Origin of the sequence: Diaphorobacter nitroreducens, from assembly GCF_002214645.1 — a bacterium.
In the GTDB taxonomy this organism is placed as follows: domain Bacteria; phylum Pseudomonadota; class Gammaproteobacteria; order Burkholderiales; family Burkholderiaceae_C; genus Diaphorobacter; species Diaphorobacter nitroreducens.
The window spans coordinates 2,121,923-2,142,135 of record NZ_CP016278.1; the positions used below are offsets into that span (position 1 = coordinate 2,121,923).

The 20,213-nt window shown below is 64.5% G+C and carries 22 protein-coding genes, 1 other RNA gene and 1 riboswitch; of the genes, 5 read left to right on the top strand and 18 right to left on the bottom strand.

The features are described from left to right. Positions 1-31: 31 nt before the first annotated feature. The 7 genes from BA022_RS09935 to BA022_RS09965 all read right to left on the bottom strand — a co-directional run bounded on the left by BA022_RS09935 (position 32) and on the right by BA022_RS09965 (position 6,959). The gene (locus BA022_RS09935) at positions 32-283 is read right to left on the bottom strand and encodes a hypothetical protein (RefSeq protein ID WP_148665169.1); all 252 of its coding nucleotides are present in this window, start codon (positions 281-283) and stop codon (positions 32-34) included. Between the two features lie 73 nt (positions 284-356). Further along, entirely contained in the window at positions 357-1,139 is a 783-nt protein-coding gene (locus tag BA022_RS09940) for an ABC transporter ATP-binding protein (protein WP_015912729.1), read from the bottom strand. After that, a complete protein-coding gene (locus tag BA022_RS09945) occupies positions 1,136-2,170 on the bottom strand; it encodes a FecCD family ABC transporter permease (protein WP_187148609.1) in 1,035 nt (344 codons plus the stop codon). Before BA022_RS09945 ends, BA022_RS09940 begins: the two co-directional genes overlap by 4 nt. Before the next feature lie 44 nt (positions 2,171-2,214). Beyond that, positions 2,215-3,105, bottom strand: coding sequence for an ABC transporter substrate-binding protein (locus BA022_RS09950; protein ID WP_088887409.1), 891 nt, complete (start codon positions 3,103-3,105; stop codon positions 2,215-2,217). Further along, a complete protein-coding gene (locus BA022_RS09955; protein ID WP_088887410.1) occupies positions 3,102-3,701 on the bottom strand; it encodes a bifunctional adenosylcobinamide kinase/adenosylcobinamide-phosphate guanylyltransferase in 600 nt (199 codons plus the stop codon). The genes BA022_RS09950 and BA022_RS09955 overlap by 4 nt, the downstream gene beginning before the upstream one ends. Further along, on the bottom strand, positions 3,698-5,056 hold the full coding sequence (locus tag BA022_RS09960; protein ID WP_088887411.1) for a cobyrinate a,c-diamide synthase: 1,359 nt from the start codon (positions 5,054-5,056) through the stop codon (positions 3,698-3,700). The genes BA022_RS09955 and BA022_RS09960 overlap by 4 nt, the downstream gene beginning before the upstream one ends. A 22-nt stretch (positions 5,057-5,078) precedes the next feature. Continuing rightward, positions 5,079-6,959, bottom strand: coding sequence for a TonB-dependent receptor domain-containing protein (locus tag BA022_RS09965; RefSeq protein ID WP_088887412.1), 1,881 nt, complete (start codon positions 6,957-6,959; stop codon positions 5,079-5,081). 80 nt (positions 6,960-7,039) lie between these two features. Next, positions 7,040-7,283, bottom strand: a riboswitch (cobalamin riboswitch). Positions 7,284-7,317: 34 nt separating this feature from the next. On the opposite strand from BA022_RS09965, the gene BA022_RS09970 reads away from it, so the two are divergent. From BA022_RS09970 to ssrS, 3 genes are all read left to right on the top strand, one after another. Beyond that, complete coding sequence (locus BA022_RS09970; protein ID WP_015912724.1) at positions 7,318-7,557, top strand: hypothetical protein; 240 nt, start codon at positions 7,318-7,320, stop codon at positions 7,555-7,557. Continuing rightward, positions 7,554-7,898, top strand: coding sequence for a cell division protein ZapA (locus BA022_RS09975; RefSeq protein WP_088887413.1), 345 nt, complete (start codon positions 7,554-7,556; stop codon positions 7,896-7,898). The genes BA022_RS09970 and BA022_RS09975 overlap by 4 nt, the downstream gene beginning before the upstream one ends. A gap of 54 nt (positions 7,899-7,952) precedes the next feature. Then, a non-coding RNA gene (ssrS, locus tag BA022_RS19680) (6S RNA) lies at positions 7,953-8,132 on the top strand. A 406-nt stretch (positions 8,133-8,538) separates the two neighbouring features. On the opposite strand, the gene BA022_RS09980 is transcribed toward ssrS, so the two are convergent. Continuing rightward, positions 8,539-9,258, bottom strand: a complete 720-nt coding sequence (locus BA022_RS09980) for a sulfite exporter TauE/SafE family protein (RefSeq protein WP_088887414.1) — start codon at positions 9,256-9,258, stop codon at positions 8,539-8,541. 3 nt (positions 9,259-9,261) lie between these two features. Next, positions 9,262-10,644 carry an oxygen-independent coproporphyrinogen III oxidase gene (gene hemN / locus BA022_RS09985; protein WP_011804527.1) on the bottom strand — a complete coding sequence of 461 codons (1,383 nt, stop codon included), beginning with the start codon at positions 10,642-10,644 and terminating at the stop codon, positions 9,262-9,264. A 171-nt stretch (positions 10,645-10,815) separates the two neighbouring features. Here hemN and fnr point away from each other — a divergent pair, with 171 nt between their 5' ends. Beyond that, positions 10,816-11,559, top strand: a complete 744-nt coding sequence (fnr, locus tag BA022_RS09990; RefSeq protein WP_011804526.1) for a fumarate/nitrate reduction transcriptional regulator Fnr — start codon at positions 10,816-10,818, stop codon at positions 11,557-11,559. A 41-nt stretch (positions 11,560-11,600) separates the two neighbouring features. Here the strand turns inward: fnr and BA022_RS09995 are convergent, their stop codons facing one another. From BA022_RS09995 to BA022_RS10035, 9 genes are all read right to left on the bottom strand, one after another. Beyond that, positions 11,601-11,888 (bottom strand): hypothetical protein, encoded by a 288-nt coding sequence (locus BA022_RS09995; protein WP_015912721.1) that lies wholly within the window; start codon positions 11,886-11,888, stop codon positions 11,601-11,603. A gap of 76 nt (positions 11,889-11,964) precedes the next feature. Next, on the bottom strand, positions 11,965-12,243 hold the full coding sequence (locus BA022_RS10000; protein WP_088887415.1) for a FixH family protein: 279 nt from the start codon (positions 12,241-12,243) through the stop codon (positions 11,965-11,967). Positions 12,244-12,304: 61 nt separating this feature from the next. Beyond that, entirely contained in the window at positions 12,305-13,747 is a 1,443-nt protein-coding gene (gene ccoG / locus BA022_RS10005) for a cytochrome c oxidase accessory protein CcoG (RefSeq protein ID WP_088887416.1), read from the bottom strand. Positions 13,748-13,831: 84 nt separating this feature from the next. After that, positions 13,832-14,746: a cytochrome-c oxidase, cbb3-type subunit III gene (ccoP, locus tag BA022_RS10010; RefSeq protein ID WP_015912718.1), complete on the bottom strand. Its 915-nt coding sequence runs from the start codon at positions 14,744-14,746 to the stop codon at positions 13,832-13,834. A gap of 29 nt (positions 14,747-14,775) precedes the next feature. Continuing rightward, positions 14,776-14,913, bottom strand: a complete 138-nt coding sequence (locus BA022_RS10015) for a cbb3-type cytochrome oxidase subunit 3 (RefSeq protein WP_011804521.1) — start codon at positions 14,911-14,913, stop codon at positions 14,776-14,778. Positions 14,914-14,927: 14 nt separating this feature from the next. Further along, positions 14,928-15,560, bottom strand: coding sequence for a cytochrome-c oxidase, cbb3-type subunit II (ccoO, locus tag BA022_RS10020; protein ID WP_011804520.1), 633 nt, complete (start codon positions 15,558-15,560; stop codon positions 14,928-14,930). A gap of 19 nt (positions 15,561-15,579) precedes the next feature. Further along, entirely contained in the window at positions 15,580-17,019 is a 1,440-nt protein-coding gene (gene ccoN / locus BA022_RS10025; protein ID WP_011804519.1) for a cytochrome-c oxidase, cbb3-type subunit I, read from the bottom strand. 65 nt (positions 17,020-17,084) lie between these two features. Further along, positions 17,085-17,222, bottom strand: coding sequence for a cbb3-type cytochrome oxidase assembly protein CcoS (gene ccoS, locus BA022_RS10030; RefSeq protein WP_011804518.1), 138 nt, complete (start codon positions 17,220-17,222; stop codon positions 17,085-17,087). Position 17,223: 1 nt separating this feature from the next. After that, positions 17,224-19,629 carry a heavy metal translocating P-type ATPase gene (locus BA022_RS10035; RefSeq protein WP_187305957.1) on the bottom strand — a complete coding sequence of 802 codons (2,406 nt, stop codon included), beginning with the start codon at positions 19,627-19,629 and terminating at the stop codon, positions 17,224-17,226. 108 nt (positions 19,630-19,737) lie between these two features. Between BA022_RS10035 and BA022_RS10040 the strand changes: the two genes are divergently transcribed. Further along, on the top strand, positions 19,738-20,181 hold the full coding sequence (locus tag BA022_RS10040; RefSeq protein WP_011804516.1) for a universal stress protein: 444 nt from the start codon (positions 19,738-19,740) through the stop codon (positions 20,179-20,181). Positions 20,182-20,213: the final 32 nt, after the last annotated feature.

Here is a 20,213-nt window from a genome sequence, read left to right on the forward strand (position 1 = left end):
CCTCAAAAAGAAGTTTTGGGAAATCAAGCCGTCACGGGAAACGATGGAGCACGCCGCGCCTGGAAGGCCGCATCTGGCGCACCAACTGCAGCGCCAGCTCCTCCATCGAGAGGCCGGGTGGCACGCGCAGCGAACGGTAATGCGGCAGGCGCCAGCGCTGCCAGGCTTGCATGAGCATGGAGCCGCGCATCCATAGGGCACGGAGAAAGGCCAGCGCCACCCGCACGGGCGCGGGCCACAGCAGCACCTGCGCGACCTGGGGAAAACCGGCGTCCAAATTCATGCGTTCACACTCCATGCCCTCTGCGGCCGGCCGCCCGCCGCAAGGGGTTCAAGGGAAAAGGGGCGCAGCGCGTTCACCGCTCCATGCGGGGCAGCGCCATCCACAGGCCGTCGATCTCGCGCACCTGGATGCGCCGCTCGAACACCTGCTCCAGCGCGGCGTGCGTGGCCGTGCTCTGGCATGGCCCGTGGTGCACCACGCCGCCGGCGGCCATGATGAGCATGTCGTCGGCCTGCAGCGCGATGGATACCTCGTGCAGCACGCTGACCACGGTACCGCCCTGCCCCACCAGGTCGCGCACGGTGTGCAGCCAATCGGTCTGGTGCGGCGGGTCCAGGTTGGCCAGGGGTTCGTCCATGAGCAGCACGGGCGCCTGCACGGCCAGCGCGCGCGCCAGCAGCACGCGCTGGCGCTCGCCTCCCGACAGTTCCGACAGCGGACGGTCGCGCCAGTCCCACGCCTGAGTGGTGTGCAGCGCCTGCTGCACGGCGGCATGGTCGGCATCGCTGGCCGGCGCCATCCAGGCACGGTGCGGCAGGCGGCCGAGCATGGCCACGTCGTAGGCGGGCAGGTCTTCGGCGGCGGACTCGTTCTGGCCCAGCCAGGCCAGTTGGCGGGCGCGCTCGCGCGGGGGAATGTCGGCCAGCGCGCGGCCCAGCAACTGCACCCGCCCTTGCACACGCGCATGGCGCAGCAGGCCTGCCAGCACCTTGAGCAGCGTGGACTTGCCCGCACCATTGGGGCCGACCACGCTGGTCCAGCGGCCAGCGGGCAGGTCCAGGTCAATGCCGCGCAATATAGAGGCATTTGCGATGCTGGCGCTTATCTGGCGTGCGCTAACAGCTATGTTCTTCATAGCGAGCTTCCCAACACCCGGCGGTGCATGAGCCACAGCAGGTAGCTGCCGCCCAGCGCGGCGGTGAGCACGCCCACGGGCAGTTCCTGCGGCGCCACCACCCAACGCGCCAGGATGTCGGCGGCCAGCAGCAGCACCGCGCCCATCAGGCTGGACAGCCATACGTGCCACTGGTGGGTGACGCGCGCAATCGATCGCACGAGGTGCGGCGCCGCCAGCCCGACGAAGGCAATCAGCCCGGTGTGCGCCACGGCCGTGCCGGTGGCCAGGGCCAGCGCCAGCACCAGCCCCGCGCGCATGGGCACGATGGGCAGGCCCAGGCTGGCGGCCGTGGCTTCACCCAGCATCAGCCCGTCCAGCAGGCGCGACAACGCCCAGGCCGTGGCGGCACACAGCAGCCAGCCGCCAGCCATGATGGCGCAGGCCTGCCAGCCCACGAAGGCCGAACTGCCCATGGTGAAGACCTGCATCGGCTCCAGAATGGCGGGCTGCGCCACCTGGATCAGGTCGCGCGCAGCGCCAAGCACCACGCCCACGATTACGCCCGCCAGCAGCAGGCGCAGCGTGTGTTGCACACCACGGGCCAACACCAGCGTCAGCAGCACGGCGCCCGCAGCACCCGCGAAGGCCAAGCCCGTCACGCCCAGTCGCGCCAGCCAGCTCGCCGTGCTGGGCGACACACCCAGAACGGCCATGGCCACGGCGCCGCCCAGCGCCGCGCCCGACGCGCTGCCCAGCAGGTACGGGTCGGCCAGCGGGTTGCGAAAGAGCCCCTGGGCAATGGCGCCCGCCAGCCCCAGCAGCGCGCCGGCCAACCATGCGCCCAGTGTGCGCGGCAGGCGGATGTCCCACACGATCTGCTGCGCCAGCGGGTCGCCCCGCAGGTTCAGCAAGCTGCCAAAGCCCGTGCTGCCGACGCTGGCGCCGAGCAGCAGCAGCGCCACGCTGGCGGCCAGCAGCCACAGGCCCAGCCAGCGCGCGCGGCGGCCGCTGGCGTCGGGGTGCAAGGAGGTGGCATAGGTTGCTGGCATGGCGGTGGTCGCCACCATGGTAGAGGGCTGCGGGAGGCGCGCGCTCATTCGTACTTCTCCGCCAGGCAGCGGGCCATGATGCGCGCGGCCTCGGCCATGCGCGGGCCGGGGCGCACCACCACGTCTGACAGTTCGGGGCCGAAGTCGCACACGCGGCCCGCCTTGACCGCGGCCAGGTGGTTCCACCCCGGGTATTGGGTCATGGGTTGCATGCTGCGGTTGGCCACCATCAGCACGTCGGGCTGTGCGCGCAGGACGAACTCGGGATTGAGACGCGGAAAGGGCCCCAGCTCGGGCGGGACCACGTTGCGCGCGCCCAGGCGCACCAGCGTCTCGCTGATGAACGAACTGGCCCCCGCCGCATAGGGGCCGCGGCTGACCTCGAAGAACACCCGCGCCCCGCGCGCGCGCTGCGGCAGCGACTGCGCGGCGGCCTGCACGGCGGCATCGATCACGCGCCACACGCGCTCCGCGCCGTGCTCCGGCGGCACGGCCAGCAGTTCACCCAGCACCCCCAGCACGCGGCGCACGTCCGCATGGGTCTTGTGGTCCAGCGCCAGCACCTTCACGCCCAGCGCCTCCAGCCGGTCGCTGACGCGGCTGCTGACCGACAGCAGTACCACGTCCGGGCGCAGCGCGACGATGGCCTCGATGTTCGGGTCCAGCCCGCCACCCACCTGGGGCAGGCGCCGCACGGACGCGGGCCAGTTGGAGTAGCGGTCCACCCCCACCAGGCGCTCACAGCGCTGCAGCTCGCACACGCTCTCGGTCAGCGACGGCAGCAGGCTCACGATGCGCTGGGGCGGCTGGTCGAACCGCAGCGCGCGGCCCCGGTCGTCGGTGATGGTTACCGCGTGGGCGCTGGGCAAGGCCAGCAGCAGGCCCAGCAGCCAGCCGGCGGCAGCAAGCTGGCGGCGCCAGCGAAGAGGCATCATGGTGCGTCCTTCAGGGTAAGCGACAGGCCCGCCGCCATCAGCGTGACGCGCTGGCAGGCTGCCGCCGCGCGCTGGTTCAGGGCGCCCAGCGCGTCCACGAAGGCGCGCACTTCGCGCCCCAGGGGGATCACGCCCAGGCCGATCTCGTTGCCCACCAGCACCACGGGGCCGGGCACGTGCGTCAACGCTTCAAAAAAGTGAGCTGCCTGCGCTTGCCAATCGGTCGCTAGAGGCTGTTTTTGCTCTACATCTTGGGGTTCGGCCGGCATGAGCCAGTTGGTGAGCCACAGGGTGAGGCAGTCCACGACGATCAGGGTCTGTGGGGTGCTGTGGCACGCCAGGGCGTGGGCCAGATCGCGCGGCTCTTCCACGGTCTGCAGGCCGGGCACACGCTCGGCACGCTCGCGCTGGTGGCGGGCAATGCGCGCACGCATCTCGTCGTCCCACGGCTGGCCGGTGGCCAGCAGCAGCGCGCGGTGTGCCGGCGCGGCCTGCAGCCACTGGCGCGCCAGCAGTTCGGCGCGGCGCGACTTGCCGCTCTTTTGTCCACCCAGGATGAGTTCACTGCGGGCGATGGTCTGCGGCGCCGCGTTCATGGCCCCGCCTCCGCACCCAGCAAGGCTGCGGTCGCCTGCGGGCTGGACGCAAACCATGCGTGGAAGTAACTCGCGTGGATGCTGCCGTGGCGGTACACGGCTTCACCGTCGTCCGGTGCCCCTGCATGGTCCGGACGCTGGGCGCGTGCGCACACGGCGGCGGGGCTGTCGGTGACCGAGTAGTGAAAGGTGTGGCCGCGCAACTCATGCGTGCCCATGCGCAGCGCGCGCGGTCCCAGCGCGGCCAGGCGCCGCTGCATGGTGGCATGACCCGGTAGCAGCCCCCACAGGGGCACGCGGCGCCCGTCGGCCAAGGTGATGGACTCCAGCAGCGCCATCATGCCGCCGCACTCCGCCCACACGGGCCGACCCGCCGCCACGTGCGCCTGCAGGCTGTCGCGCATGGCCGTATTGGCGGCCAGCGCATCGGCGTGCAGCTCGGGGTAGCCGCCGGGCAGCCACAGCGCGTCGCAGGCTGGCAGCGCAGCGTCGCGCAGCGGCGAAAAGCGCACCACGCGCGCGCCCAGCTGCTGCAGGGTATCGATGTTGGCTTCGTAGATGAAGCAGAAAGCCTCATCCGCCGCCACGGCCACGGTGCGGCCGGCCAGCAGCGGCGTGATGGCGGCACGGCCCACGGGCGTGCCGCCGAAGTCCACCGCCCAGCGCTGCAGGTCCGCGGCGGACATGCGGCCCAGGGGCGTGCCGGCCAGCGCATCGGCCACGGCGTCCAGCCGCTGCAGGGCATCGGGCAGTTCGTGCGCTGCCACCAGTCCCAGGTGCCGCTCGGGCAGAAGGCCACCAGGCTCCCTCCCGCCCGCAGCGTCACCCACGACCCGTGGCAGCGCACCCAGCCAGTCCGCAGCGTCGGCCAAGCCGTCCCGCAGCATCTGCGCATGGCGGTCGCCCGCCACACGGTTGGCCAAGACACCGGCCCATGGCAGGCCCGCACGGTAGTGCCGCAGCCCATGCACGATGGCGCCCAGCGTGCCCCCCATGGCAGAGGCATCCACCACCGCAAGCACCGGTATGCCGAAGCGCTGCGCCAGGTCGCCCACGCTGTGCTCGCCGTCGAACAATCCCATCACCCCTTCGATGAGCAGCAGGTCTGCTTCGGCCGCCGCGGCGCGCAGGCGTTGCGCGCAATCTGCCGCACCGGTCATCCACAGATCGAGCTGGTGCACGGGGGCGCCGCTGGCCAATTGGTGCCAGTGCGGGTCCAGGAAGTCGGGCCCACACTTGAACACCCGCACGCGCCGGCCTTGGCGTGTGTGCAGGCGCGCCAAAGCGGCGGTGACGGTGGTCTTGCCCTGCCCAGAGGCGGGCGCGGCGATGACCAGGGCGGGACAGCGGCTCATGGTGTGGCAGTCGGTGATGGCGTTACTGCGGCGCCCACTTCAGGCCCACGTAGAACGTGCGGCCGCCGGTGGCGTAGGTGCGCGCCAACTGGTAGTCCTTGTCGGCCAGGTTGTCGACGCGGGCCAGCAGCGTCACGTCGCGCGCCACACGCTTGCTGGTGTAGAGGTTGAGCGTGGTGTAGCCGCCCAGTACGTTGGTGTTGGCCGCGTTGTCGTACCGGCGCGCGGATGCGTAGAGCTCCGCCCCCAGCGTCCAGCCTGCCACCAAGGTGTCGGCACCCAGCGTGGCGTAGCGCTTGGCACGGCGCGCCAGCAGTTTGCCGCTGTCCAGGTCACGCGGGTTCTGCCAGTCGATGGAGCCATGCAGCGACACGCCCGCGATGCGGTGCGCGGCCGACAGCGTCACGCCCTTGTACTCGGCGCGGCCCACGTTCTCGTAGCAGCCGAAGCTGGAATCACAGCGGCCCGCGGCGCCGAAATTGATGAGGTTGCTGACGCGGTTGCGGTACGCCACGACACCCACGCTGCTCTCTCCTTGCGTCCACCGCGCGCCCAGCTCCACGTTGCGCCCCTTCTCGGGCTGCAGGTCGGGCGCGCCGTATTCGCTGAAGCGGTGGTAGAGCGTGGGTGCACGGAAGGACGTGCCGGCCGCTGCGGTGACGCGCCACTGCGGCGTAATGGCGTAGCCATAGGACAGGCTGCCCGTGCTTTTGCCGCCGAACTCGCTGTCGTCGTCATAGCGCAGGTTGGCCTGCAGCGTATGGGCGCCCTGGTTCAGGCCATATCCCAGCGCGAGCGCGTTCTGTGAGCGGTCACGCTGGAGGTCGCCCACGAACTCGGTGGCGGGGTTGTGCAGTTCGTCCTCGCGGCGCTCCAGCGCGGCTGTGAACAGATGCGCGCCCAGGCGCCACTCGTTTTGCAGCAGGTAATTGTGCAGCGTGGTCTCGGTCATGTAGAAGTTGGGCCGGGTGCTGTATTCACTCTGCCCCTGCGTGACCTGCAAGCGCGTGCTGTACACGTCGCTCCACTTGGCCAGCCATGCCAGGCTGGCCGTGCGCAATTGGTGGTGATTGCGGTCGTCGGCCGTTTTGCTGCCGTCGTACTGCGAGTTGAGGTTGCTGGCCAGCAGCGTGCCCTCCAGGCGATGGGTCGTGTCGAACTGCACGCCCAGTCGGGCATTGGCAGAGGTGCGGCGGTAGCCGTCTTCGTCCGGGTTGTAGGCGGAGCCTACGCGGGCACTGAAGCCATCGGCGCGCTCATGCGACAGCCCCAGCGCATAGTCCACCTGCTCGGTGCCGCCACTCACGCCGGCCTGCACCGTCCGCGTGCCCTGGTTGCCCAGGCCCACGCCCACGTAGGGCGCCGGCGCACCCTCGCCCTTTTTGGTGAAGAGCTGGATCACGCCTCCCATGGCATCCGAGCCGTACACAGCAGCCGCTGGCCCGCGCACGACCTCGATGCGGTCGATCTGCGACAACGGGATTTGCTCCCACACCACGCCGCCGGTGGATTGCGAGTCCAGGCGCACGCCGTCCAGGTACACGGCGGTAAAGCGCGACTCCGCGCCGCGCAGGTAGACGCTGCCATTGCTGCCCTGGCCGCCATTGCGCGTGATCTGCACGCCTGGCAGGCGCGAGATCACGTCAATGACGCCTACCGCGCCGCTGGCCTCGATGGTTTCACGGTCGATGACGGACACATCGGACACGATGTCGGCCAGCGGCCGGGCCACGCGGGTTGCCGTGATGACGGTTTCACGCAGTTGGGGTTCTGTGGCTGCCTGGGCCAGCAGGGTCTGGGACACGGCGGGGAAAGCGGCGGCCAGCGCCAGCGGCAGCACGGCGACGCGCGCGTGCACGGAAAGCGCACTCAAGCGCACATTGAACGGACGGGTGTTTGTCATGTGGGGCAAACAGAGAGATCGCCACGGCCGACCTCCCCGTCGGCACCTGGGCATAACGGCCCAGGTTTCACAAAAGGAAACGCGGAGCCACCTCGTTGGCCGGTATCCGGGCTGGCGGAACGCTCTGCATCGCCTTCCCAAACGCTTGTTCAAGGCGCTCAGTGGCTTGTCAATGAAGAGGGAGCCGAGGTACGGCTCATCCGCTGACCGTTGCGGGGGCAGCGCAGGCACAGGACACACTCCATGGCGGAGAGTCCCTCCCTGCTTCCCGTTGAACTGCGGCATGTGAACCACGCCGCGAGCACCAACTGCGCAATTTTACGATGGTTCGCACGCCGATCCCTACAATCGGCAGCGTATGGCCTCCCCCTCTTCCATCGACCAGATCGCCGAGCGCGTTGAGCGGCTGCTGCTGCGCCATGCCGAGTTGCAGCGCACCAATGCCCTGTTGGCGCAGCAGGTCGCGGCGCTCACCCAGGAGCGCGATTCCCTCCAATCCCGCCTGCAGGCTGCCCGTGCGCGCGTGAACGCATTGCTGGACCGCCTGCCTGCCGAGCCCGAACTCCCCGGCACTGCCGAGACGAAAGACGCGCCATGAAGCAGATCGAGGTACAGATCCTCCAGCAAAGCTATCTCCTGGCCTGCCCGGACGGCCAGGAGTCGCGCCTGCTGGAGGCGGTCGAGCGCGTGGATACCGCCATGACGCGCATCCGTGACGCGGGCAAAGTACGCGCGCGTGAGCGCATCGCCGTGCTGGCGGCCCTCAACCTGGCTTTCGAGATCGCCGACCGCGAAGCCGCCGATTTGGCAGCCGCCTCAGCCCCTGCGCGCATCGTCCCCACCCCGGTCGCGCTGCACGTGCACGACAGCGATGAGCGCGTGCAGCAGTTGCTCCTGCGCCTGGACGAGGCGCTGGGCGAGGATGGGCGCCTCCTATAACCATTACGGTAAAAGCCTGGCCCCTGGCTGCACACGGACGGCCCACTACAATGAACATGTCTGCGGTGCTGCCGGGCTTTATATTTCCTTGAACCAATGCTCATTGAGCACGGGCTTGGTACATCGCCCGGTGAGCGTGATCATCTCGCGTCAGATGAACCCAACGCCTGGCTGCCCTCGCCCACCTGAACCCCCGGTTCAGGATGCCGGTCCGGTGGCATTCGCAGACACCTTTTCTCCGGTAATCGCTTGCGCCCTCGCTCCGGGTGAGTGCCAGCGACCTCAATACCTGCTCAGAAAATCCGGCGCTCCGCGGCCAGCGCGCGCAACCCACCCATCTGCAAGGCACAGAGCAGACCTTGGTAGTCGTCGCACCGATGGCAAATATCCTGGCGTGGTTCGGGCGTTTCCCAGTCCTTCGGCAATCACGCCGACACGCAGCGCGCCCTCATACGCACGATGGCGCATCCAGTAAGGCAGCGATGTGTAGCTGGATTTCTCCACGTCGATGAGAACAGACTCGTCACTTCCGCTGGTATAGATCTGACAGCGATACGTCACGCCTGAGCGCCTCGGTTTGCGCCATTCGCTTGCCACGGCATGCTTCGCGGAGTCGCTGTGGTTCCAAAAAACGCTGTTTTCAGGGCACGCACCACGGCGCCGGCTGCCCATGGACAACCTCCATCCACAGCGCCCATGCACCCAGGGAAAAAAGCACGCCACCTGCCAGCCGAGACCCCCACGCCCCACCCTTCACGCCGATCCAAGCGCGAATGCGGCCAAAAGTCCACGGCCCCAGCACCAGCCATACACCGCTTCCTACGCCAAACAGGACCATGCACAAGGCTCCGCGGAGCACGCTTCCGCTGAGAGCGGCAGTCAACAGTGCGGTGTACAGAAGGCCGCATGGCAGGAGCGCCCAGGCCACACCCGCGGTCAGGAGCCCGCCAGGCCGAGAGACCAAGGGCTTGACCTTCGCCCAGGCAGCACGCCCCGCCCGCTCAACCCACAAGGGCTGCTGCGCTTGCACCATCATCATCCCGCCCCACGCGAGGATGAGCACATGCATCAGCGTCCAAAGGGGGCGCAATGCCGAGGTGCTTTGCCCCAGCCATGCGAGTTGCTCCATGGCCAGCGCAACCACCGCCCCTGCAGCGCCGTAACCGATCAGGCGCCCCACGTGAAACTGCGCTACCCGTTGGAGGATTCCGCGGCGGGACGCCCATTGAATGGTGTGGGTGGCGTCCGGCGTGCCACCCAGCCCCGTAAGCGCCGCGCAGGGAACAGAACACATCGCCAAACAGTGAGCCCCTCCCATCAGCCCCATCAGGAAGGCCGTCGTGGCCAGCGCCCACAGCATGGGTCAAATAATCCGGGAAAAGCGAGCGCGGTTACGGTCAGCCTGCAGATACTTGTCGAACACCATGGCCACGCCGCGCACGAAATACCATCCCATGGGCGTGACTTCAACGCCCTCATCACTGATTTTCACCAAGCCCTGAGCCGCCATTTCTTGCAGTTGCTGTAATTCCGCATCGAAATAACTGCGGAAATCAATCAGCCAGGACTGTTCCAACGGCTCAAACAGCAATTCACCTTGGCACATCAACGCCATGATGACTGCGCGGCGCACCAAGTCGTCCTTGGTCAACGCCAGCCCGCGCACCACAGGCAAATGCCCCTGGTTAATGCAGTCGTAATACTCGTCCAGCGTTTTCACATTTTGGCTGTAAGTAGCGCCCACGCGCCCGATGGCAGAAACGCCCAGACCAATCAGGTCGCAATCGGGCTGCGTGCTATAGCCTTGGAAATTGCGGTGCAGCCTGCCTTGCCGCTTGGCCACCGCCAGCGCATCGTCAGGCAGCGCAAAATGGTCCATGCCCACGTAGACGTAGCCGGCTTCCTGGAACACATCAAGTGACCGGGCCAGCATGGACACCTTGGCCGAAGCCATGGGCAACTCGGCCGTGATGATGCGTCGCTGCGACTTGAAGCGTTCTGGCAAGTGAGCGTACGCATACAGCGCGATCCGGTCTGGCCGCAGCTCGGCTACCTGCTCCAAGGTGCGATCAAACGACTCCGGTGTCTGTCGCGGCAGCCCGTAGATCAAATCCACGTTCACCGATTCAAACCCGAGCTTCCGAGCCGCATCGACCAACGCGAACACCTTTTCGGCAGGCTGAATGCGGTGCACGGCCTTTTGTACTTCAGGGTCGAAATCCTGCACGCCAAAGCTCAGGCGATTGAAACCCAGCTCCGCCAACAATCCCAGCCGCGCTTCATCCACGGTCCGGGGGTCCACTTCTATGGAGTACTCCCCCCCCGGAACGAGGACGAAACTGCGCCTCAGCATGCCCATCAGTTCGCGCAAACCGTCATCCGTCAGAAAAGTAGGCGTGCCTCCGCCGAAATGCAGCTGGCTCACATGCTGACCCACACCGCAGTGCGCCGTATGCAGGTCGATCTCACGGCTGAGGTAACGCAAGTAGACCTCTGCCCGCTCTGGATGCCGGGTAATGATCTTGTTACACGCGCAGTAATAGCACAGCGATTCACAAAACGGGATGTGGACATAAAGCGACAAAGGCATCGCCTTGGCTACCGAACCCACGCGACGCTGCTGCAGCGCAAGGATGTATTCCCGCTCGCCAAAAGCCTCGACAAAACGATCAGCAGTCGGATAAGAGGTGTAGCGCGGCCCTGGGACGTCAAAGCGACGCAGGAGCTCTGTTGTAACAACGGTCATGACGGGATTCCTTGCACTTTCATATCACTGTGCCGTAGAGTCCCCCATGAGTCCTTGACGTTGATCAAGCGCCCATAAGGTCCTTGTGGCGACAATTTGACTTCGGCTCAAAGTCGTCCAACGGCCTACGGCATTCCATGTCTCCCAGCCGTTCAGAGGTAAGCTCAAGCCATGAACAGGGTTCCCATGCATACGAATCTCCAGACCATCAAAGTTGCCTGCTCAAACTGCAATCTGCGTGAGCTGTGCATGCCCGTGGGTCTGGACGACCAGCAACTCAAGCGCATCGATGACATTGTTGCTGTACGACGCAAGATCAAGCGTGGCGGCACGCTTTTCCGGAACGGTGAACCCTTCACATCCCTTTTTGCCATCCGCACCGGATTCTTCAAGACCTGTGTCGCCACCGAAGACGGTCGCGATCAAGTGACGGGTTTTCAAATGGCGGGCGAGATCATCGGCCTGGATGGCATCGTGAGCGACCGCCACACTTGCGATGCGGTGGCGCTTGAAGACGCCGAAGTATGCGTCATGCCCTTCGACCGTATTGAAGAGTTGTCGCGCGAAGTAACGGCACTACAGCACCATGTGCACAAGATCATGAGCCGCGAGATTGTTCGTGAGCATGGGGTCATGCTGTTGCTGGGGAGTATGCGTGCCGAGGAACGCCTTGCCGCATTCCTGTTGAATCTCGTACAACGCTTGCATGCTCGGGGTTTCTCACAATCCGAATTGGTGCTGCGCATGACACGCGAAGAGATCGGCAGCTACCTGGGATTGAAACTGGAAACCGTCAGCCGCACGTTTTCCAAGTTCGTGGAAGAAGGTATTGTGGAAGTAAAACAGCGCCATGTGCGCATCGTCGATACCGATGCGCTGAAGCGCATTGTCAACAGCCAGCAAGCCTGCCATTAAGCCTCGGTTTTTTGTTCATTCATAACTGATCGGCGGAAAGATCAGGAAACGTATTTGGCGCAATCAGCCGGCCGCGCCCCTTTGGGCACGGGGCAGCGATTCAACTCAAAGGGCGAGAGTGACAACAGCGTCGTCAATGCGCTGGAAGCCATGAGTACGAACCAGAACGTGAAGAAGGCGATGGTATACACACCTTCGCGCGAGAGATGCAGGGGTTGATCAAACCACTGCAGCGCTTCTGGATCCACGAAGGCGAACACTACCATTTCCATGACGCCCGCCATCAAAAAGGCCGGCCACGCGATCCACATCAATCGTTGCATCCACATTCGCCCATCTCCTAGCAAGTGTAGTTGACAGCCTAGCATCTGTTCTCCGGCATGCAAAGAGGACTCGCCCTGCCGGTCAGCGCGGTTGATCCTCCAGCGGAGTAGCTGCATGGTTGCGCCCCTTCATGGCAGGCGTCATGTCGCCCCCAGACTCCTTCAGGGTCTCGTTGATGTTCAAGCCCCGTTGGTAATAGTCTTCCGCGATGACGGGGTCGGGTTTGCTCACGGCCAGCCAGAGGGTCACGAAGCCCGCAATGATGACAATCACCGGCCCCGCGATGACAAGCCAGACATGGCCAAACGTCCACCAAGGCTTTCCGTCGTCGTCCAGTTTCATGGGGGAATTACTCAACATTTATATTAACTCCTCGCTCATTTATGAGCACAGCTTGTTCATTTGTATTCCACGACCGCCTTCAGCGGGGTACGAGGAATACGGATTTCTCTGCCACTTGGGCTTTATCACCCTGCGCTTGAATATCGAAATACACCGTATGCGATCCAGGAGATGCTGAGCCATACGGAATTTGAAGACGGACAACCACCCATCGGGATTCCGCCGGTCCAATGTCAATTGCGGTCTCGGACGCCACTTCCAGCCCTTCCATACCGTGGGCGCTGATGGTGTAGCGCTGCGCCCCCTCCGTGGCGTTCATGATCTGCAGCCGGTAGATATTTTCCAGCTTGCCTCCCGCCACGATGCGCGAGAGCGCAGCGCGGTCGCGCACGATGTCCACCTTCAACGGGGTGCGTACCACCAAGCTGGCCAGCATGCCGATGCACAACACCACCAGCACCGCTGAATAGAACAACACACGGGGTCGCAGCACGCGTTTGAGCATTTGCGATTGGGTCCAGTGGTTCTTGACGCCGTTCTGCGTTGAGAAGCGAATAAGCCCGCGCGGATACTTCATCTTGTCCATCACGGTATTGCAAGCGTCCACGCAGAGACCGCAACCAATGCATTCATATTGCAGTCCGTTGCGAATATCGATACCCGTTGGGCAGACCTGGACACACAGCGTGCAATCGATGCAGTCACCCAGTCCCGCAGCTTTGTGGTCTACCGTCTTGTTACGGGGCCCGCGAGGCTCGCCGCGCTCAGGATCGTAAGAGACGACCAGCGTGTCCCTGTCGAACATTGCGCTTTGGAAACGCGCATAAGGGCACATGTATTTGCATACCTGCTCGCGCAGGAATCCTGCGTTACCGTACGTGGCCAACCCATAGAAGATCACCCAGAATATCTGCCACCCTCCTTGCAGGGCCAGCAACTCTCCCCCCAGCTCGCGAATCGGAACGAAATAGCCCACGAAGGTGAAGCCGGTCCAGAATGCGACCGCAATCCAAATGGCTTGCTTGACAGATTTTTTCCAGATCTTCTCAAATGTCCACGGACCATTGTCCAGGCGCATACGGGCACTGCGGTCGCCTTCGACTTTGTGCTCGATCCACATGAACATTTCCGTGTATACGGTCTGGGGACAGGAGAAGCCGCACCACAGGCGTCCCGCCACTGCGGTAAACAGAAAAAGCGACAGCGCGGAAATAATCAGCAAACCCGTCAGATAAATGAAGTCCTGCGGGTAAAGCACCAAACCAAAAATATAGAAACGGCGTGCTCCGAGGTCAAAGAGCACCATCTGGCGCTGGCCCCACTCCAGCCATGGCAGGCCATAGAAAACCAGCTGTGTCAGAAACACCATCGCCCAACGCCAACGTGCGAACACTCCACTTATCGAGCGTGGATAGATTTTCTTTTGCGCCTCATAGAGCGAAATGACCTCGGTCTGCGAACTTTCGGCCCCCACTGGCGTGATAGGAATCACCTTACGGGGCTGACCTTCGGCTGGCTTCATGGTGGAATCTCAAAAAGGAAGTGCAACTTCCAAAACGCAAAACGGCCGGCGCCCCTCGACGGGGAGCCGGCCGCACAGGGAGCATCAGCGCGGGGCGCCGGCCTTATTGGACAAACCCCAGACGTATGCCGTCAACACCTTGATCTGTGCATCGGTCAACTTGCCCGTTTGGGCAGGCATCTCGTTGGTCTTGCCATTGTTGATCATAGCGGTGATGGCAGCTTCGCCCCAGCCATGCAGCCAGATGTCATCCGTCAGATTAGGGGCACCCAGGGCCACATTGCCCTTGCCGTCCATCCCGTGGCATGCAGCGCACGCAGTGAACTTCGACTTGCCCAGAGACGCCTTCAGGGAGTCATGCGGGCTTCCCGAAAGGCTCAGGACATAGTGGGCGAGGTTGCGCACATCTTCCGGCGAGCCCACGGCGGCCGCCATGGGAGGCATGACGCCAATGCGCCCATCGTGGATGGTCTTCTGGATCTGATCAGGCGCACCGCCGTGCAGCCAGTCACCGTCGGCCAGGTTGGGGAAGCCCTTGCTGCCGCGGGCATCGGAACCATGACACTGCGCGCAGTTGTTCATGAACAGACGCTCACCAATTGCCATGGCCGCTGTGTCGGCCGCCATCTCTTGGGGCTGCATGGCCTCGAACCGCGCGTACAGGGGCTGCAACTCTGCGTTAGCCTTGTCCACTTCGGCTTGGTACTCGCCCAGCTGCGTCCAGCCCAACTTACCCTTAAAGGTCCCCAATCCGGGATAGGCAGCCAGATAGCCAGCGCCGAATACCAGCGTGATGATGAACAGCCACATCCACCAACGGGGCATGGGGTTGTTCATTTCCGTCAGGTCTTCGTCCCAGACGTGACCGGTGGTGTTGTCGGCCGTAGCCTCGACCTTCTTGCGGGACGTGATCCACAGCAGCAAGCCGCAGGCCACGATACCGATGATGGTGATTCCGGCCACGTAGAAGGACCAGAAGTTACTCGTGAAATCGCTCATGGGTTATCTCTTTTCTTGTGGAGACTTCTTCAGTCCTCGGCGAAGGGCAACTGCGCTGCCTCCTCGAACCGGGCCCGGTTGCGGCGCATGAAGGCCCAGAACCAGATGCCCACGAAACACGCCAGCGACGCCAGCGTGGCCACGATACGCATGGTGGTGATGTCCATGACCAGCTCCTCGATTACTTGAGCGCACGGCCCAAAACCTGGAGATAGGCCACCACGGCATCCATCTCTGTCTTGCCCTTGACCTGCTCGGCGGCGCTGGCGATCTCCTCATCCGTATACGGGACGCCGACCGTGCGCAATGCCTTCATGCGAGGAGCGACGACGGAAGGATCGATCTGGTTCTTTTCGAGCCAGGGGTAGGCGGGCATATTGGACTCGGGCACCACGTCGCGCGGATTGTTCAGGTGAATGCGATGCCATTCATCGCTGTACTTTCCACCCACGCGATGCAGGTCGGGCCCAGTGCGCTTGCTACCCCATTGGAAGGGATGGTCGTAGACGAACTCGCCAGCCACCGAGTAGTGACCATAACGCAGGGTTTCCGCGCGGAACGGACGGATCATCTGCGAGTGGCAGTTGTAGCAACCCTCGCGCAGGTAGATATCGCGTCCGATCAGTTGCACTGCCGTGTAAGGCTTCACGCCTTGGACGGCCTCAGTCGTCGATTTTTGAAAGAACAGAGGAACGATTTCCACCAGGCCGCCGACGGCCACAACCAGCAAGATCAGCACGATCATCAGGAAGTTGCTGGTTTCGACCTTCTCGTGCGTGAAGCCGGTGGATGCTTTGTTATGCGTATTGGACATGTAGTTGACCCTCCGAACTTCAGGCGTGAGCGGGTTTCACGGCGGGAATGGCCACCTTGACGGAGCGTCCGGAGATCGCCGTCACCCAGACGTTCCATGCCATCACCAACATACCGCCGAGGTACAGCAGACCGCCAAAGAAGCGGATCGCGTAGAACGGATAGGTCGCCTTGACTCCTTCCACGAAGGTATAGGTCAGCGTGCCGTCGGGGTTCACTGCGCGCCACATCAGACCTTGCATCACGCCAGCAATCCACATGGCGGCGATGTACAGCACGATGCCGATGGTGGCCATCCAGAAGTGCAGTTCAATTGCCTTGATGGAGTGCATCTTCTCCTTGCCGAACAGGCGAGGCACCAGGTAATACAGCGAACCCATGGTGATCAGACCCACCCAGCCCAGCGCGCCTGCATGCACGTGGCCCACAGTCCAGTCGGTGTAGTGCGAGAGCGCGTTGACGGTCTTGATGGACATCATCGGGCCTTCGAACGTGGACATGCCGTAGAACGACAGCGACACGATCAGGAAGCGCAGGATGGGATCGTCACGCAGCTTGTGCCAGGCACCGGACAGCGTCATGATCCCGTTGATCATGCCGCCCCAGCTGGGCGCCAGCAAGATCAGCGAGAACACCATGCCCACAGATTGCGTCCAGTCAGGCAGCGCGGTGTAGTGCAGGTGGTGCGGACCCGCCCACATGTACGTGAAGATCAGCGCCCAGAAGTGGACGATGGAGAGGCGGTAGCTGTACACCGGACGGCCAGCCTGCTTCGGGATGAAGTAATACATCATGCCCAGGAAGCCGGTCGTGAGGTAGAAGCCCACGGCGTTGTGGCCGTACCACCACTGCACCATGGCGTCCTGCACGCCTGCGTAGGCGGAATAGCTCTTCATGAAGCCCGCCGGAATGGCCGCACTGTTGACGATGTGCAGCAGCGCCACGGCGATGATGAACGCACCGAAGAACCAATTGGCCACGTAAATGTGCTTCACCTTGCGCTGGCCGATCGTTCCGAAGAACACCACCGCATAAGAGACCCACACGGCAGCGATCAGGATGTCGATCGGCCATTCCAGCTCGGCATATTCCTTGCCGGAGGTATAGCCCAGCGGCAGGCTGATGGCCGCCGCTACGATGACCAGTTGCCAGCCCCAAAAAGTGAACGCCGCCAACTTGGGCAGAAACAGCCCCGCCTGGCAAGTGCGCTGCACCACGTAATAGCTGGTGGCGAACAGGCCGCAGCCGCCGAATGCGAAGATCACGGCATTGGTGTGCAGCGGACGCAGCCGGCCATAGCTCAGCCATGGAATGCCGAAGTTGAGTTCAGGCCAGGTCAGCTGGGCGGCGATGAACACGCCTACCAGCATGCCGACCACCCCCCATACGACAGCCATGATAGAAAACTGGCGTACTACGGTGTCGTCGTAGTGCGCAACTCTTGTTTGTGAAGAATCCATCGGGCACCTCTAGTATTTGCAGTAAAAAGTTTTAACCAGGCTCGCAGTAGGCCTATTGACGAACATCAACCGTCCCTCAGAATGCGCTCCCCCTCCTGATCGACGTTCTCAAATTGGCCACGGTAGACGGCCCACCACAGTCCCGCCAGTACAAACAGCACCAGTACGACGGAGAGCGGAATCAACAAATACAGGATGTCCATATCAGACGACCTCCAAGGGCGTGCTCACGGCACGTGGGGCACCAGCGCAGTCGTCGGAACTCTCGTGGCTGATCGGGTCCGGCAGGCGCGCCAGGCGGGCCGCGTTGAGCACGACGAGCAGTGAACTCAGCGCCATGCCCAGGCCCGCGAGCCAGGCCGGCATGTAGCCCGCAATCGCCAGGGGCACGCACAGCGCGTTGTATGCAGCCGCCCACCACAGGTTCTGGCGGACGACGCGCAAGGTGCGCCGCGCCAGCCAGAGCGCCTGCGCAACAAGGGCGAGATTTTCGCCCATAACCACGAAGTCGGACCGTGACTGGGCCAGGGGCACGGCACGGCCGAACGCAAACGAGACATGCGCACCGGCCAGCACGGGGCCGTCGTTGAGCCCGTCGCCCACCATCGCCACATGGTGTCCTTGCGCCTGCAACGTCTGCAGATGCGCGAGCTTGTCCTGCGGGGTGCAGTCTCCCCGGGCCTGGCCGATGCCCGCCTGGGCAGCCACCCGCTGCACGGACTCGGCCCGGTCGCCGGACAGCAGCTCGACCGCCACGCCTTCGGCGCGCAGCCCGCGCACGGCCGCCGCGACCTCGGGGCGCAGTTGTTCGCTCAGCACGAACCGCGCGATTTCCACTGCCGCGCCTTCGCATTCCATCGACAGCACGACCTGCGGCCCCGCATCGCCGCCCACGGCAGGCACGCGGGCATGGGCCGCAGAGCCCAGGCGCAGAATCGTTTCCTGGGCGTGTGACGGTGACGATGCACGGGCCACCAGGCCTGCACCCGTCAGCTCCTGCACGGCATGGACCGTCCAGTCCGCGGGCACCGCGGCAGACTGCGCCGCGGATGCCAGCGCGCGCGACGCGGGATGCAGTGAATGCGCCGCCAGCGCCGAAGCCAGGGCCAGCGCCTCGCCCTCGCCCCAGCCGGCCCTTGGCGCCACATGTACGGCATGCAGCGCAAGCCCATCGCGGGTCAGCGTGCCCGTCTTGTCGAAGACCACCGTATCCACCGCGGCCAGCGCCTCCAGCCCTTGCAGATTGCGCACCAGCACGCCCCGCCGCGCCAAGGTGCCCGCAGCCGTCAGCATGGCCACCGGCGTGGCCAGAGACAGCGCGCAGGGGCACGTAACGATGAGCACCGCCACCGCCACCATCAGAGCATGGCTGGGGTCGCTCGGCCACCACCACACTGCCGCCAGCACCGCGGCCAACAACACCGCCACCAGGAAAGGCCGGGCCACCCGGTCCGCCAGCTGCGCCAGGCGGGGCTTTTGCAAAGACGCGCTCTCCATCAATGCCACGATCTGCCCAAAGCGCGTCTCACTGCCCAGCGCCAAAACCTCCACCGTGACCGGTGCGCGCAGGTTGTAGCTGCCCGCCGTCACGCGGCTGCCTTCGGGTCGGTCCACAGGCGTGGATTCACCGGTGAGCAGCGCCTCGTCGGCCTGGGTACCGCCTGAAAGGATGCGGCCATCCGCGGGAAAGGCCTCCCCCGGCAACACGCGCACCACGTCTCCGGCCTGCAGACGGCGCGTGGCCACGCGCGTGAAGCTGCCGTCTTCCGCCCGCCGCTCCACGCTGTCGGGCAACCGGTTCATCACGGCTTCCAGCGCCCCTGCCGTGCGATCGCGCAGGCGCAGCTCCAGCCAGCGGCCCGTGAGCAGGAAAAAGACGAACATGGTCAGCGAGTCGTAGTAGACCTCGCGGCCAAAGGGGCCGGTCGGATCGAACGTGCCCGCCATGCTGACCACGAAGGTGATGAGCATGCCCAGCGCCACGGGCAGATCCATGCTGACCCGCCGCTGCCGGATATCGCGCAGCGCGCTGGAGAAGAAAGGCCCGCAGGCGAACAGCACCACCGGCAGGCTGATGACCCAGGAGGCCCAGCGCAGCAGTTGTTCCATTTCCATGGTCAGGTCGCCGGGCATGGCTTGGTAGGCAGGCCATGCGTACATCATGACCTGCATCATGCAAAAACCCGCCACCAGCCAGCGCCACAGCGCCTTGCGGTTCTCGCGCTGGCGCTGCTCCCGCGCCAGCGCATCCAGGGCAGGCAGCGCGCGGTAACCGGCCTTCTGGACCGCGCCCATCCACTGCGACGGGCGCACTCGTCGCGGGTCCCATACCACGCGTGCGCGGCGGGTGGCGGCGCTCACGTCCGCTTCCGCCACGCCGGGCACACGCCGCAGGGCTTCCTCGATGGTCAGGGCGCAGGCGGCGCAGTGCATTCCGTCGAGCACCACATGCGACTCCCACGGACCCGCCTGGGCATCCGCACCTGCGGGGGTAGATGTGCAGGGCTTGCCAAAGGCCGACCATTCCTGGGGGTCATCAAGCAGCGCGACCTCATCCGGTGCAGCCGTGGAGAGGGGCGACGCCCACGGGTCGGCATCAGGATTTGACATAGCCTGAAGACTATTCGGATTGCGCGAAGGACTCATTGACTTGAATCAAGACATGGACCACGAACTATCCTATGCTTTTACCGTTCTTAACGAAATGAGGAGCTGCACATGTACAAACGCATCCTGATCGCCACCGACGGTTCCCCCTTGTCGCAAAAGGCCGTGGAAAGCGGGCTCTCGCTGGCGGGACTCACAGGTGCGTCGGTGGTCGCCTTGAAGGTCGTTCCCCGGTATCCGCGCAGCTATTTCGAAGGTGGCCTGCCCGTGGACGCCGCGGACATCAAGCGCATCGAGAAGCAGTGGGCGGATGCGGCCCAGGAACTGGTGGACAAGGTCAAGGTGCAGGGCACCGACGAAGGCGTGACCGTGAAGACCGTAGTCGCCAAGTCCGACCTGATCGCCGAAGCCGTGATCGCCGCCGCCAAGAAGCACAAGTGCGACCTGATCGTGATGGCCTCGCACGGCCGCAAGGGCATCAAGCGCCTGCTGCTGGGCAGCGAGACGCAGCACGTGCTGACGCACTCGCACATTCCGGTGCTGGTGCTGCGCTAAGCATCAAATCAGGCTCTAGCGCCCTACCATCA

What these genes read in the sequence shown, in the direction of transcription:
- BA022_RS09935 (WP_148665169.1), bottom strand. Translation starts at nt 283, where the DNA reads ATGAATTTGGACGCCGGTTTTCCCCAGGTCGCGCAGGTGCTGCTGTGG.
- BA022_RS09940 (WP_015912729.1), bottom strand. Translation starts at nt 1,139, where the DNA reads ATGAAGAACATAGCTGTTAGCGCACGCCAGATAAGCGCCAGCATCGCA.
- BA022_RS09945 (WP_187148609.1), bottom strand. Translation starts at nt 2,170, where the DNA reads ATGCCAGCAACCTATGCCACCTCCTTGCACCCCGACGCCAGCGGCCGC.
- BA022_RS09950 (WP_088887409.1), bottom strand. Translation starts at nt 3,105, where the DNA reads ATGATGCCTCTTCGCTGGCGCCGCCAGCTTGCTGCCGCCGGCTGGCTG.
- BA022_RS09955 (WP_088887410.1), bottom strand. Translation starts at nt 3,701, where the DNA reads ATGAACGCGGCGCCGCAGACCATCGCCCGCAGTGAACTCATCCTGGGT.
- BA022_RS09960 (WP_088887411.1), bottom strand. Translation starts at nt 5,056, where the DNA reads ATGAGCCGCTGTCCCGCCCTGGTCATCGCCGCGCCCGCCTCTGGGCAG.
- BA022_RS09965 (WP_088887412.1), bottom strand. Translation starts at nt 6,959, where the DNA reads ATGACAAACACCCGTCCGTTCAATGTGCGCTTGAGTGCGCTTTCCGTG.
- BA022_RS09970 (WP_015912724.1), top strand. Translation starts at nt 7,318, where the DNA reads ATGGCCTCCCCCTCTTCCATCGACCAGATCGCCGAGCGCGTTGAGCGG.
- BA022_RS09975 (WP_088887413.1), top strand. Translation starts at nt 7,554, where the DNA reads ATGAAGCAGATCGAGGTACAGATCCTCCAGCAAAGCTATCTCCTGGCC.
- BA022_RS09980 (WP_088887414.1), bottom strand. Translation starts at nt 9,258, where the DNA reads ATGCTGTGGGCGCTGGCCACGACGGCCTTCCTGATGGGGCTGATGGGA.
- hemN (WP_011804527.1), bottom strand. Translation starts at nt 10,644, where the DNA reads ATGACCGTTGTTACAACAGAGCTCCTGCGTCGCTTTGACGTCCCAGGG.
- fnr (WP_011804526.1), top strand. Translation starts at nt 10,816, where the DNA reads ATGAACAGGGTTCCCATGCATACGAATCTCCAGACCATCAAAGTTGCC.
- BA022_RS09995 (WP_015912721.1), bottom strand. Translation starts at nt 11,888, where the DNA reads ATGTGGATGCAACGATTGATGTGGATCGCGTGGCCGGCCTTTTTGATG.
- BA022_RS10000 (WP_088887415.1), bottom strand. Translation starts at nt 12,243, where the DNA reads ATGTTGAGTAATTCCCCCATGAAACTGGACGACGACGGAAAGCCTTGG.
- ccoG (WP_088887416.1), bottom strand. Translation starts at nt 13,747, where the DNA reads ATGAAGCCAGCCGAAGGTCAGCCCCGTAAGGTGATTCCTATCACGCCA.
- ccoP (WP_015912718.1), bottom strand. Translation starts at nt 14,746, where the DNA reads ATGAGCGATTTCACGAGTAACTTCTGGTCCTTCTACGTGGCCGGAATC.
- BA022_RS10015 (WP_011804521.1), bottom strand. Translation starts at nt 14,913, where the DNA reads ATGGACATCACCACCATGCGTATCGTGGCCACGCTGGCGTCGCTGGCG.
- ccoO (WP_011804520.1), bottom strand. Translation starts at nt 15,560, where the DNA reads ATGTCCAATACGCATAACAAAGCATCCACCGGCTTCACGCACGAGAAG.
- ccoN (WP_011804519.1), bottom strand. Translation starts at nt 17,019, where the DNA reads ATGGATTCTTCACAAACAAGAGTTGCGCACTACGACGACACCGTAGTA.
- ccoS (WP_011804518.1), bottom strand. Translation starts at nt 17,222, where the DNA reads ATGGACATCCTGTATTTGTTGATTCCGCTCTCCGTCGTACTGGTGCTG.
- BA022_RS10035 (WP_187305957.1), bottom strand. Translation starts at nt 19,629, where the DNA reads ATGTCAAATCCTGATGCCGACCCGTGGGCGTCGCCCCTCTCCACGGCT.
- BA022_RS10040 (WP_011804516.1), top strand. Translation starts at nt 19,738, where the DNA reads ATGTACAAACGCATCCTGATCGCCACCGACGGTTCCCCCTTGTCGCAA.